This is a genomic window from Streptomyces sp. NBC_01176 (genome assembly GCF_045039825.1).
Classification (GTDB): domain Bacteria; phylum Actinomycetota; class Actinomycetes; order Streptomycetales; family Streptomycetaceae; genus Streptomyces.
Genome location: NZ_CP108600.1, coordinates 2,077,873 through 2,090,094, shown reverse-complemented (window position 1 = coordinate 2,090,094; position 12,222 = coordinate 2,077,873). Strand labels below are relative to the sequence as shown.

At 72.7% G+C, this 12,222-nt stretch carries 10 protein-coding genes; 8 read left to right on the top strand and 2 right to left on the bottom strand.

Annotation, left to right across the window (positions count from 1 at the left end):
- Nucleotides 1-251: 251 nt before the first annotated feature.
- Nucleotides 252-932 (top strand): GPP34 family phosphoprotein, encoded by a 681-nt coding sequence (locus tag OG199_RS08790; RefSeq protein WP_356807575.1) that lies wholly within the window; start codon nucleotides 252-254, stop codon nucleotides 930-932.
- Between the two features lie 296 nt (nucleotides 933-1,228).
- Here OG199_RS08790 and OG199_RS08785 read toward each other — a convergent pair whose 3' ends face one another.
- On the bottom strand, nucleotides 1,229-1,645 hold the full coding sequence (locus OG199_RS08785) for an SsgA family sporulation/cell division regulator (protein WP_356807581.1): 417 nt from the start codon (nucleotides 1,643-1,645) through the stop codon (nucleotides 1,229-1,231).
- 269 nt (nucleotides 1,646-1,914) lie between these two features.
- Between OG199_RS08785 and OG199_RS08780 the strand changes: the two genes are divergently transcribed.
- The 3 genes from OG199_RS08780 to mmpA all read left to right on the top strand — a co-directional run bounded on the left by OG199_RS08780 (nucleotide 1,915) and on the right by mmpA (nucleotide 4,048).
- Nucleotides 1,915-3,006 carry a WD40/YVTN/BNR-like repeat-containing protein gene (locus OG199_RS08780; RefSeq protein WP_405828908.1) on the top strand — a complete coding sequence of 364 codons (1,092 nt, stop codon included), beginning with the start codon at nucleotides 1,915-1,917 and terminating at the stop codon, nucleotides 3,004-3,006.
- Nucleotides 3,007-3,114: 108 nt separating this feature from the next.
- On the top strand, nucleotides 3,115-3,804 hold the full coding sequence (locus OG199_RS08775; protein WP_405828906.1) for an endonuclease V: 690 nt from the start codon (nucleotides 3,115-3,117) through the stop codon (nucleotides 3,802-3,804).
- An 82-nt stretch (nucleotides 3,805-3,886) separates the two neighbouring features.
- Nucleotides 3,887-4,048 carry a morphogenic membrane protein MmpA gene (gene mmpA, locus OG199_RS08770; protein ID WP_356809985.1) on the top strand — a complete coding sequence of 54 codons (162 nt, stop codon included), beginning with the start codon at nucleotides 3,887-3,889 and terminating at the stop codon, nucleotides 4,046-4,048.
- A gap of 226 nt (nucleotides 4,049-4,274) precedes the next feature.
- Here mmpA and OG199_RS08765 read toward each other — a convergent pair whose 3' ends face one another.
- Nucleotides 4,275-5,447 (bottom strand): saccharopine dehydrogenase family protein, encoded by a 1,173-nt coding sequence (locus tag OG199_RS08765; RefSeq protein WP_405828904.1) that lies wholly within the window; start codon nucleotides 5,445-5,447, stop codon nucleotides 4,275-4,277.
- A gap of 531 nt (nucleotides 5,448-5,978) precedes the next feature.
- On the opposite strand from OG199_RS08765, the gene OG199_RS08760 reads away from it, so the two are divergent.
- From OG199_RS08760 to OG199_RS08745, 4 genes are all read left to right on the top strand, one after another.
- Complete coding sequence (locus OG199_RS08760) at nucleotides 5,979-7,130, top strand: CaiB/BaiF CoA-transferase family protein (RefSeq protein ID WP_356808048.1); 1,152 nt, start codon at nucleotides 5,979-5,981, stop codon at nucleotides 7,128-7,130.
- A gap of 280 nt (nucleotides 7,131-7,410) precedes the next feature.
- The gene (locus OG199_RS08755; RefSeq protein WP_266704273.1) at nucleotides 7,411-8,553 is read left to right on the top strand and encodes an acyl-CoA dehydrogenase family protein; all 1,143 of its coding nucleotides are present in this window, start codon (nucleotides 7,411-7,413) and stop codon (nucleotides 8,551-8,553) included.
- Between the two features lie 29 nt (nucleotides 8,554-8,582).
- On the top strand, nucleotides 8,583-9,797 hold the full coding sequence (locus tag OG199_RS08750) for an acetyl-CoA C-acetyltransferase (RefSeq protein ID WP_266704275.1): 1,215 nt from the start codon (nucleotides 8,583-8,585) through the stop codon (nucleotides 9,795-9,797).
- Nucleotides 9,798-9,844: 47 nt separating this feature from the next.
- Entirely contained in the window at nucleotides 9,845-12,049 is a 2,205-nt protein-coding gene (locus OG199_RS08745; protein WP_356808043.1) for a 3-hydroxyacyl-CoA dehydrogenase NAD-binding domain-containing protein, read from the top strand.
- Nucleotides 12,050-12,222 lie beyond the last annotated feature (173 nt).

Below are 12,222 nucleotides of genomic sequence, written 5' to 3'. Positions count from 1 at the left end.
GACGGCGGACCGGAGAGAGAGGTGGGAGTCCCGTGACAGAAGGGCGGCTCATGCACCGAGGTCGCACGCCACGCACCGACCGGCCGGAAACGGCGGGTCGTGTGGAGCGGTGTCTTCCGACCTCAGTAGAGCAACGTCCTTCTCCATTCGACGGCAACAGAACCGCTGTACACCGTAGGAACGGGTACTAGGCCTGTCAACGCATTAACGTGGCCGCCCCCGTCCCCGTCCGTCCCCCCGAAGGAGCCCCCGTGCCGAACGGCCCGCTGTCGCTGCCCGCCCGGCTCTACCTGCTGTCCTGGGACACCACGCGGCTCAAGGTCACCGGCGAGTCCCACCTCCACCATCTGGTCCGCGCCGGCGCGCTCACGGAGCTGGCCCAGCGCGGACTGCTCGCCGACGTGGACGGCATCGCCACGCCGGTGGACGTCGACGCCCGGACGGGTGACCTCGCCCTCGACGGACTCCTGGAACTCGTCGAGGAGTCCCGGCCGCGGAAGTGGAAGGCCTGGGTGACCCTCCGGGCGCGCGTCACCCTCGACGCGGTCCGCGCGCAGCTCACCGCCGAGGGGTATCTGCGCGCCGGGAAGAAACGGATGCTGGGGCTCTTCCCGTCCGTCGACCACAGGCTGGAGCGGGTGGCGGCGGTGGACGCGCTGCGGGAGGAGGCGCGGGCGGTCCTGCGGGGGCCCCTGCCCGTCTCGGAGGTCTCCGACCGGGACGCGGCCCTCGTCGCCCTCGCCGCCGCGGCCGAACTGCGCACCCTCGCACCGGGCAAGGACCGCAAGCTCTACAAGGAGCGCATCGAGGAGCTCACCGAACGCAGCGGAGCGGCGGCCCCGGCGTTGAAGAAGGTCATCCAGGAAGTGCGTACGGCGGTGATCGTGGCGGCCACCGCGGCCTCGACCGCCGGAGCGGCGACGGGCGGCTGACCGGGCGGGGGTGCCGGCCCCTGTCGCCCTGGCACGGACATGCGGCGGGCCGCGCCGCCTGGACTCGCGGGGTTCGCATCGCCGGGGCTCGCGGGGCTCGCGGGGCACGCACGGTTTGCAGAGCGGGTGTCGGCGAGGCTCGCGTCGTCGGGGCCGTCGACCCGCAGACGCTCACGTCGCTCGCGGCGGGCACCCGGGCCCGCTCCGTCCCCGCGCTCACCGGCTCGGAGCACCGACCGCCGGCGGGCCGGATCGCGCCCGGCTCCGGCAACGCGCGCCCGAGGCGGTGCACCGTCTCAGCAGGTGCCCCGCATGAGCTCCGCCAGGTCGTGGTCCAGGTCGATTTGGAGGTGTTCGTGCCCGACGGGCACCAGCTCGGTCGTGCGCCGCAGGAAGTCCCGCATCTCGCCCGAGCGCACATGCACCACGGCGGTGCCCTCGGGGGCGTGGAACTCCAGGACGGTGCGGTCGTAGCCGTACGGCCGCACCCGTACGTCGCCGTATCCCACGGCGTCCTCCATGCCGGAGGCGAGCAGCTCGCGCGAGAACGTCCAGCACACGTCCACGCCCTCCAGGGTGGCCGGGGCCGGGAAGGTCATGCGGACGGCGAAGGGGTCGCTCCGGTCGTAGTGGAGCGTTGCGGGAATGCTCGGCATCCGCGGCGCGGCGGCGACGAGACGGGCCTCTACGGGCTGCTCGATGACGGTGGACAACGCCTTGCTCCCTTGTGACGGCTGGACGAACTTCGGGCGGATGAGGCCAGGCATCTGAAGAGACGAAAGAACGAGCCGTTCAGTGCACCTGGGACCCGAGTGACATCTGTCACCGAGTCCCTCCCTCGCGGTCGCCCGCGGCGGACCGTGATGATCCATTTCCAGTCCCCCGCGTGCCCGCGATACCGGAGAGGACACCAATCGGCGCCCCGGGGTTCCCGTCGAGGACATCTGGACGGCGCCGGGTGAGTGGGCTAGCTTCGCCCGCCATGAGGGGCTTGGGGAAGTCGAGACGTACGAGTCGGGCGGTCACCGTGGGACTGTGCGCGGCCGCGTTCGCCGCCGCGCTGACGGGGGCGGCGCCCGCGCAGGCGCACGAAACCGGGAAGGCCGCCCACTGGGAACTCAAGGACAGCGGTACGGACGCACGGTTCCGTGGACTGTCCGCCGTCAGCCGGGACACTGCCTGGGTGGCCGGATCGAAGGGCACCGTGCTGCGCACCACGGACGGTGGCGCGAGCTGGCGCGACGTCTCGCCGCCCGGCGCGGCCGAACTGGAGTTCCGTGACATCGAGGCGTTCGACGCACGGCGCGCCGTGGCCCTGACCATCGGAGAGGGCGAGGCCTCCCGGGTCTTCCGCACCGAGGACGGCGGCGCCACCTGGACCGAGTCCTTCCGCAACACCGATCCGAAGGCCTTCTACGACTGCCTCACCTTCTTCGACCGGCGCCACGGCCTGGCGATGAGCGACCCGGTGGACGGCAGGTTCCGCATCCTGTCCACGAGCGACGGCGGGCGCTCCTGGAAGGTGCTGCCCGGCGCCGGCATGCCCGTCGCGCAGGAGGGCGAGGCGGGCTTCGCGGCGAGCGGGCAGTGCCTCGTGAGCGCGGGACCGCGGGACGTGTGGCTGGCCACGGGCGGAGCGGCACGCGCGCGCGTGCTGCACTCCGCGGACCGGGGACTGACCTGGAAGGCGGCCGACACGCCGATCCCGGCCGGCGACCCGGCACGCGGTGTCTTCGCCCTCGCCTTCCGTGACCGCGCCCACGGCTACGCGGTCGGCGGCGACTACCGCGCCGACCAGACCTCCCCCCGGGCGGCGGCCGTCAGCGGCGACGGCGGCCGCACCTGGACCCCGGCCGGCCGGCCGCCGCCCGCCTACCGCTCCGGCGTGGCCTGGCTCCCGCACAGCCGTGCCTCCGCCCTCGCGGTCGGCCCGACCGGCACCGACCTCACGACCGACGGCGGCCGTACCTGGCGGACCCTGGACACCGGTTCGTACGACACCGTGGACTGCACTCCCGACCTGGGTTGCTGGGCCGCCGGTGAGAAGGGCCGGGTGGCACGTCTGGAGCGCTGATCCAGCGCCGGGCCGTGCGCCGGAGCGGCGGCTCCCGGCACCCGGCCGGAGGCGGGCGCGGCCCGGGCCGGCCCGCCCGCCGGACGGCCCCGTAGGCTCGTCGGCACCATGAAGACCGTACGCATTCCCGCGGGTTGGCCCGCGACGGAGGAGCAGGCCCGCGCCGTCCAGGACGAGCTGCGCGGGCGGGTGGTGCTCGACGAACCGGGACCGTCCCCCGGCACCGGCGCCGTGACGGGGGTCGACGTGGCCTACGACGACGAGCGGGACCTCGTCGTGGCCGCCGCCGTCGTGCTCGACGCCGCGACCCTCCAGGTCGTCGCCGAGGCCACCGCCGTCGGACAGGTCTCCTTCCCGTACGTCCCCGGGCTGCTCGCCTTCCGTGAGATCCCGACGGTGCTGGCCGCGCTCGACAGGCTGCCGTGCGCGCCGGGCCTCGTCGTCTGCGACGGTTACGGCCTCGCCCACCCGCGCCGCTTCGGCCTCGCCAGCCACCTCGGCGTACTCACCGGGCTCCCCACGATCGGGGTCGCCAAGAACCCGTTCACCTTCACCTACCAGGAGCCCGGTGCCCCGCGCGGCAGCGCGTCGCCCCTGCTCGCCGACGCGGACGAGGTGGGACGGGCGCTGCGCACCCGTGACGGCGTCAAACCGGTGTTCGTGTCCGTCGGCCACCGGGTGAGCCTGGACCACGCGTGCGCGCACACGCTGGCGCTCACCCCCGAGTACCGCCTCCCGGAGACCACCCGGCGTGCGGACTCCCTGTGCCGACGGGCCCTTCAGGAGGCAACGCCTTGACGGGCTGAGCCCGTTGACCGGGTACGCGTTCTGAGTACGTGTACGGATGCGCCGCCACCCGGTGATCGGCAGGCTGTGCCGTATGACGACGCACCGATCCCCGCAGCCCGCCGCCCGCCGAGACCGGCCCGGCCCCGACCGACCCGCCGAGCGTGCCGTGACGGCCGCGCTGGTCCTCTCCGTCGTCGCCGGGGTCGGCTGGGTGGGCGGAATGATCTACACGGTGCTGGAGTGGCCGCTGTAGGCACCCCGGCAGCCACGGGAATCGATGTGCGGGACGATCCGTCACGAACCTGGGCGGCGGACCCGGGTTCAGCGGGCCCGTGGCGGGGGAGGGCCCTGCGGGCGGACGGGGCGGACGGGGCGGACGGGGCGGACGGGGCGGACGGGGCGGGAGCGCCCCGGGCCCCGGGCGCACGCGGCGGAGGAAGCCGACGGCCCGGCGGACGGGCCGAGGGCCCCGGCGGCCGTTACCGGGCGGCCGCGACCCGGAAGGTGATGCCCGCCGCGCGGAGCCGTGCGATGAGCGCGTCGCCCATCGCCACCGCCGTCGTGACCTGGCCGGCCGTCCGCGGCAGGTCGTCGAAGGCGAGCGAGAGCGCGGACTCGGCGAACATCTTGGCGGTCTCGTCGTAGCCGGGGTCACCTCCCGCGACCTCGGTGAACACCCGCTTCCCGCCGCCCTCGCCGACGAACCGCACGGAGAACCAGCTCTTGGCCCGCCGCGCGGCGCTCGGCCCCTCGCCCGGCTTGATCCGGCCGGACAGCCAGCGCCGCGCGGGCGGCAGTTGGGCCGCCGCGAACACCGCGCCGACGGCGGCGACCCCGCCCATCGCGATCGGCAGCCGCTGGACGGCCGCGTAGTGGCGGTAGCGGAAGTCGGGCCCGTACCGGTGCAGCACCCGCGCCGAACGTTGCACGATCTGGGGGTCGATCGTGGGCAGCGGAAGCGCCCAGGCGTCGACCTCCTTGGCGTACCGGGGCGCGCTCACCGGCGCGGACGCACGCCGTTCCATCAGCCGCGGTTCGTACCGCCCCCGGTCCCGCGCCGCGGCCAGGATCTGCCGGCCGCGCGCGAACTGGGTGAGCGCGGAGGCGAACGTGCCGCCCGAGAACATCGCCTGGGCGCGCACGAATCCGTCGACCCGCAGCGGTACGCCCTCGGGCAGCTGCCGCACCGTGAAATACGCGCCCAGGTCGTGCGGCACCGAGTCGAAGCCGCAGGCGTGCACGAGCCGGGCCCCGGTCTCCCGGGCGCGCGCGTCGTGCCGGACGTACATCAGGTCCACGAACTCGGGTTCGCCGGTGAGGTCCAGATAGTCGGTGCCCGCGTCGGCGCAGGCGGCGACCAGTTCCTCGCCGTGCAGGATGTACGGACCCACCGTCGTGGCCACCACGCGCGCGTGGCGGGCCAGTTCACGCAGCGACGCCGGATCGGAGACGTCCGCCCGGATGACGTCGGGAGTGCCGGCCAGCCGTTCGCGCAGCCGCTCCAGCTTCGTCAGGTCGCGCCCCGCGATCGCCCAGCGCAGTCCCTCGGGCGCGTGCGCGGCGAGGTACTCCGCGGTGAGCACCCCGACGAAGCCGGTGGCTCCGAAGAGCACGATGTCGTACGTGCGATCCGTCTCTTTCGCCCTGCTCATGACACTCCCACTCTCGACCGCGCGCGAGCGGGTGGTGCCCCCGCTGCCGTGCGCGGAGCGCCGTTGTCGGTGGCTGAGGCTAGCGTGAGGGGCGAACAGCCGGACGACGAGGTCGGGCGAAGAGGCCGGAGGTGGCCGTGGCCGTACCGGGGAGCGCCCTGAGACGGTGCGCGCGCGTGAGCGGGTCCGACCGCCCGCTGCCGGGCGCGGACCGGTCCGTCGGCTCCGTCCGCGTCCCGCCGAGCGCCCCGGTCGCCCCCCGGCCCGGCCCGCCCGGATCCGGCCAGAGATGGATATCTCCGCCGTCTCCGCCGTCTCCGCCGGGCCCCGGTGTCGAGGCCGTCGAGCGCTGAACCCGCGGAACCCGCTGACACGCCCTTGTCCGGCGTGTTTCGGCAGGGTTGGGCGATCTCTCCGCGATTCCCTCCCGGGGATTTAACTAAGCGCTTGCTCGCTGGGGCTTGCCCGGCGTGGAACACGTTCTTAACATCTCTGATGTCACATCAGTGGTGTCACAGTGCTGGGGGCTTGATGGCAGTGGCAGGGACGACGGCGCACGGCCCGCTGGCCGGGGTGCGCGTGGTCGAGTTGGCGGGCATCGGTCCCGGACCGTTCGCCGCCATGCTCCTCGCCGACCTCGGCGCGGACGTCGTCCGCGTGGACCGGCCCGGCGGTCCGGGCCTCGGGATCGCTCCGGAGTACGACGTCACCAACCGCAACAAGCGGTCGGTCGTGATCGACCTGAAGTCCGAGGACGGTCCGGCCCGCGTCCTGGACCTGGTCGAACGCGCGGACGTCCTCGTCGAGGGTTTCCGCCCCGGCGTGGCCGAGCGGCTCGGCGTCGGCCCCGGGGTCTGCCACACGCGCAACCCCCGGCTCGTCTACGGACGCATGACCGGCTGGGGACAGCAGGGCCCGCTCGCCCAGCGCGCCGGGCACGACATCGCGTACATCGCCCCGACCGGCGTCCTCGGAATGATCGGCGGGCCGGACGAACCCCCGGCGGTCCCGGCCAACCTCGTCGGGGACTACGCGGGCGGCAGCCTCTACCTCGTCGTCGGTGTCCTCGCCGCGCTCCACCACGCCCGCGCGACCGGCACCGGACAGGTCGTGGACGCGGCGATCGTGGACGGCACCGCACACCTCTCCTCGATGATCCACGGCATGGTCGCCGCCGGCGGCTGGCAGGACCGGCGCGGCGCCAACCTCCTGGACGGTGGCTGCCCGTACTACGGGACGTACGAGACGTCCGACGGGAAGTACATGGCGGTGGGGGCCCTCGAAGCCCGCTTCTACGACGAGTTCGTGCGGCTGCTCGGCGTCGAGGAGCACGCGGGCGCCCGCACGGACGTGGCCCGCTGGGGCGCGCTGCGCGAATCGGTCGCCGCGCGTTTCAGGACCCGTACCAGGGAGGAGTGGACCGCTGTCTTCGACGGCACCGACGCGTGCGTGGCCCCCGTCCTGTCGCTGCGTGAAGCTCCCGCGCACCCCCACCTCGCCGCCCGCGGCACCTTCACCGACCACGGCGGCATCACCCAGCCCGCCCCCGCGCCCCGCTTCTCCGTGACCCGCACGTCCGTCCGCTCCGGCCCCGTCCTGCCCGGCACGGGCGCGGCCGACGTGGCCCGCGACTGGGGCGTACCCCACCTGGCCGAGGACGACCGGACGAAGGACGGCGGCTGATGGGACTCTCCCTTGTGCCCGACCGCCTTGTGCCCGACCGCGCGGGCGACGCCCGGCAGGCCCCCGCCGGGGCCGCCGCGCCGAAGACGGAGGCCGCGGCCGCCGTCCCGGACGCGTGCCGCGAGCCGATCTCCCCGTGCGGGCCCAGAGGCCGCGTACGCGAGCGTGTCGAGGGCTTCCGAGGGGCCCGGGCCGACATGCTCGACGTCATCCCGGCAGGGGTCCGGTACCGGGCCGGCCGGCCGAGACCGTCAAGAGCCGGCTCCAGGAGGGGACACGCATGAAGCGGCAGATCTTCGGTACCGAGCACGACGCGTTCCGCGAGACCGTGCGCACCTTCCTCGCCAAGGAGGTGACGCCGTACTACGAGCAGTGGGAGAAGGACGGCATCGTCTCGCGCGAGGCATGGCGGGCGGCAGGGACCCAGGGGCTGCTCGGCCTCGCCGTACCGGAGGAGTACGGAGGCGGCGGCAACGCCGACTTCCGCTACAGCGCCGTACTCGCCGAGGAGTTCACGCGCGCGGGGGCCGCGGGTCTCGCCCTCGGCCTGCACAACGACATCATCGGGCCGTATCTGACCGGTCTGGGTACCGAGGAGCAGCGGCGGCGCTGGCTGCCCGGTTTCTGCGACGGCTCGCTGATCACCGCGATCGCGATGACCGAGCCCGGCGCCGGATCCGACCTCCAGGGCATCAGGACGCACGCCGAGGACCGCGGCGACCACTGGCTGCTCAACGGCTCCAAGACCTTCATCTCCAACGGGATCCTGGCCGACCTCGTGATCGTCGTCGCCCGGACGACCCCCGAAGGCGGTGCCCACGGCCTGTCTCTGCTGGTCGTCGAGCGCGGCATGGAAGGCTTCGAGCGTGGCCGCAACCTCGACAAGATCGGACAGAAGGCCCAGGACACGGCCGAGCTGTTCTTCCACGACGTCCGCGTCCCCAAGGAGAACCTGCTCGGCGAGTTCAACGGAGCCTTCGTGCACCTCATGACGAACCTCGCCCAGGAGCGCATGGGCATCGCCGTCGCCGGGATCGCCGCCGCCGAACACCTGCTGGACATCACCACCCAGTACGTCAAGGAGCGCGAGGCCTTCGGGCGGCCGCTGTCCAAGCTCCAGCACATCCGCTTCGAGATAGCCGAGATGGCGACCGAGTGCGCCGTCACCCGGACGTTCCTCGACCGCTGCATCGTCGACCACTCGAACGGGGAACTCGACGCCGTGCACGCCTCGATGGCCAAGTGGTGGGCCACCGAACTGCAGAAGCGTGTCGCCGACCGCTGCCTGCAACTGCACGGCGGCTACGGCTACATGACGGAGTACCGCGTCGCCCGGGCCTTCACCGACGGCCGCATCCAGACCATCTACGGCGGGACCACCGAGATCATGAAGGAGATCATCGGACGCTCCCTGCTCGGCTGACCCTCCGCACCCTCCCCGAAAGGCTCACCGTGACCACCGAAGCGTACGTGTACGACGCGATCCGCACCCCGCGCGGCCGCGGCAAGGCGAACGGCGCCCTGCACGGCACCAAGCCCATCGACCTGGTCGTCGGGCTCATCCACGAGATCCAGCGCCGCCTCCCGGGCCTCGACCCGGCCGCGATCGACGACATCGTGCTCGGTGTCGTGGGCCCGGTCGGCGACCAGGGTTCCGACATCGCCCGTATCTCGGCGATCGCCGCGGGACTGCCCGACACGGTCGCCGGCGTCCAGGAGAACCGCTTCTGCGCCTCCGGCCTGGAAGCCGTCAACCTGGCCGCGATGAAGGTCCGCTCCGGCTGGGAGGACCTGGTGCTCGCGGGCGGCGTCGAGTCGATGTCGCGGGTGCCGATGGCCTCGGACGGCGGCGCCTGGTTCGCCGACCCGATGACCAACATGGCCACCAACTTCGTGCCCCAGGGCATCGGCGCCGACCTCATCGCCACCATCGAGGGCTTCTCGCGGCGCGACGTCGACGAGTACGCGGCCCTGTCCCAGGAGCGTGCCGCCGCCGCCTGGAAGGACGGCCGCTTCGAGAAGTCCGTCGTCCCCGTGAAGGACCGCAGCGGCCTCGTCGTCCTCGACCACGACGAGCACATGCGCCCCGGCACCACCGCCGACTCGCTCGGCAAGCTGAAGGCGTCGTTCGCGGACATCGGCGACCTCGGCGGCTTCGACGCCGTGGCCCTGCAGAAGTACCACTGGGTCGAGCAGATCGACCACGTCCACCACGCGGGCAACTCCTCCGGCATCGTCGACGGCGCCTCGCTGGTCGCCATCGGCTCCAAGGAGGTCGGCGAGCGGCACGGCCTCACCCCGCGCGCCCGGATCGTCGCCGCCGCCGTCTCCGGCTCCGAGCCCACCATCATGCTCACCGGCCCCGCGCCCGCCACCCGCAAGGCGCTCGCCAAGGCCGGCCTGACCATCGACGACATCGACCTCGTCGAGATCAACGAGGCCTTCGCCGCGGTCGTCCTGCGCTTCGTGAAGGACATGGGCCTCTCCCTGGACAAGGTGAACGTCAACGGCGGAGCGATCGCGCTCGGCCACCCGCTCGGCGCCACCGGCGCGATGATCCTCGGCAGCCTCGTCGACGAACTGGAGCGCCAGGACAAGCGCTACGGCCTCGCCACCCTGTGCGTGGGCGGCGGCATGGGCATCGCCACGATCGTCGAGCGCGTCTGACCTTTCCCACGGATCAACGGACCCACGCATCTAACGGAGCACCCCTGATGAGCACTGAGCCCACCACCATCCGCTGGGAACAGGACGAGACCGGCGTCGTCACCCTCGTCCTCGACGACCCCAACCAGTCCGCCAACACGATGAACCAGGCCTTCAAGGAGTCGATCGCGGCGATCGCCGAGCGCGCCGAGGCCGAGAAGGACTCCATCCGCGGCATCATCTACACCTCCGCCAAGAAGACCTTCTTCGCGGGCGGCGACCTCAAGGACATGATCCAGGCAGGCCCGGAGACCGCCCAGCAGGCCTTCGACACCGGTACGGCCATCAAGTCCTCGCTGCGCCGCATCGAGACCCTGGGCAAGCCCGTGGTCGCCGCCATCAACGGCGCGGCCCTCGGCGGAGGTTACGAGATCGCCCTCGCCTCCCACCACCGGGTCGCCCTGGACGCCCCCGGCTCCAAGATCGGCCTGCCCGAGGTCACCCTCGGCCTGCTGCCCGCGGGCGGCGGCGTCACCCGCACCGTCCGCCTCATGGGCATCACCGACGCCCTCCTCAAGGTGCTGCTCCAGGGCACCCAGTACTCCCCGCGGCGCGCCCTGGAGAACGGCCTGGTCCACGAAGTGGCGGCCACCTCCGAGGAGATGCTCGCCAAGGCCCGCGCCTTCATCGACGCCAACCCGGAATCACAGCAGCCCTGGGACAAGCCGGGCTACAAGATCCCCGGCGGTACGCCCTCGAACCCGAAGTTCGCCGCCAACCTCCCCGCCTTCCCCGCCAACCTGCGCAAGCAGCTGGGCGGCGCCCCCTACCCGGCTCCGCGCAACATCATGGCGGCCGCCGTCGAGGGCTCCCAGGTCGACTTCGAGACCGCCCTCGTCATCGAGGCGCGCTACTTCACCGAGCTGGTCACCGGACAGATCTCGAAGAACATGATCCAGGCGTTCTTCTTCGACCTCCAGGCCGTCAACTCCGGCGCCAACCGGCCCAAGGGCGTCGAGCCCCGCAAGGTCACCAGGGTCGCGGTCCTCGGCGCGGGCATGATGGGCGCCGGCATCGCCTACTCCTGCGCCCGCGCGGGCATCGACGTCGTCCTCAAGGACGTCTCCGCCGAGGCCGCCCAGAAGGGCAAGGCCTACTCCGAGAAGCTGTGCGCCAAGGCCGTCGCCAAGGGCCGTACCAGCCAGGAGAAGGCGGACGCGCTGCTCGCCCGGATCACGCCCACCGCGGACCCGCAGGATCTCGCCGGCTGTGACGCGGTCATCGAGGCCGTCTTCGAGGACACCTCGCTCAAGCACAAGGTGTTCCAGGAGATCGAGGCGGTCGTCGCCCCCGACGCCCTGCTCTGCTCCAACACCTCCACGCTCCCCATCACCGCCCTCGCCGAGGGAGTGGAGCGCCAGCAGGACTTCATCGGCCTGCACTTCTTCTCGCCCGTCGACAAGATGCCACTGGTCGAGATCATCAAGGGCGAGCGCACCGGCGACGAGGCCCTGGCCCGCGCCTTCGACCTGGTCCGGCAGATCAACAAGACGCCGATCGTCGTCAACGACTCGCGCGGCTTCTTCACCTCCCGGGTGATCGGCCACTTCATCAACGAGGGCGTCGCCATGGTCGGCGAGGGCATCGAGCCCGCCTCCGTCGAGCAGGCGGCGGCCCAGGCCGGCTACCCGGCGAAGGTGCTCTCCCTGATGGACGAGCTGACCCTCACCCTGCCGCAGAAGATCCGCCGCGAGTCGAAGCTGGCCGTCGAGGAGGCCGGCGGCACCTGGACCGCGCACCCGGCCGAGGCCGTCATCGACCGCATGGTCGACGAGTTCGGCCGCCCCGGCCGCAGCGGCGGCGCCGGGTTCTACGAGTACGGCGAGGACGGCAGGCGCGGCAGGCTGTGGCCGGGACTGCGCGAGCACTACACCAAGCCCGGGTACGAGATCCCGTTCCGGGACATGCAGGAGCGCATGCTCTTCTCCGAGGCGCTGGACACCGTCCGGCTCCTCGAGGAGGGCGTGCTGACCTCCGTCGCGGACGCCAACATCGGGTCCATCTTCGGCATCGGCTTCCCGGGCTGGACGGGCGGCGTCCTGCAGTACATCAACGGCTACGAGGGAGGGCTGCCCGGATTCGTGGCCCGCGCGCGGGAACTCGCCGAGCGTTACGGGGAGCGGTTCAACCCGCCCGCGCTGCTGATCGACAAGGCGGCCAAGGGCGAGCCGTTCAGCGACAAGAAGGGTGCGGCGGCACCCGCCGGACGGTGACCCGCCGCTGAGCGGTACACCGCTCCCGCTTCCCCGGGGCGGGGACCGGACGCCGACCGGCGCACCGGTCCCCGCCCCCAGGGGTGCTCACGGGACGGCGCGGACCGGCGCACCCGCAGGCCGTGGGACCCGTCACCCCGACCGGCCTGTTCATCCCCGCCGGCCCGTCGTCC

Excerpts from the sequence above, each read along its gene's own strand:
- OG199_RS08780 (WP_405828908.1), top strand. The coding sequence starts at position 1,915 with ATGAGGGGCTTGGGGAAGTCGAGACGTACGAGTCGGGCGGTCACCGTG.
- OG199_RS08775 (WP_405828906.1), top strand. The coding sequence starts at position 3,115 with ATGAAGACCGTACGCATTCCCGCGGGTTGGCCCGCGACGGAGGAGCAG.
- mmpA (WP_356809985.1), top strand. The coding sequence starts at position 3,887 with ATGACGACGCACCGATCCCCGCAGCCCGCCGCCCGCCGAGACCGGCCC.
- OG199_RS08765 (WP_405828904.1), bottom strand. The coding sequence starts at position 5,447 with ATGAGCAGGGCGAAAGAGACGGATCGCACGTACGACATCGTGCTCTTC.
- OG199_RS08760 (WP_356808048.1), top strand. The coding sequence starts at position 5,979 with ATGGCAGTGGCAGGGACGACGGCGCACGGCCCGCTGGCCGGGGTGCGC.
- OG199_RS08755 (WP_266704273.1), top strand. The coding sequence starts at position 7,411 with ATGAAGCGGCAGATCTTCGGTACCGAGCACGACGCGTTCCGCGAGACC.
- OG199_RS08745 (WP_356808043.1), top strand. The coding sequence starts at position 9,845 with ATGAGCACTGAGCCCACCACCATCCGCTGGGAACAGGACGAGACCGGC.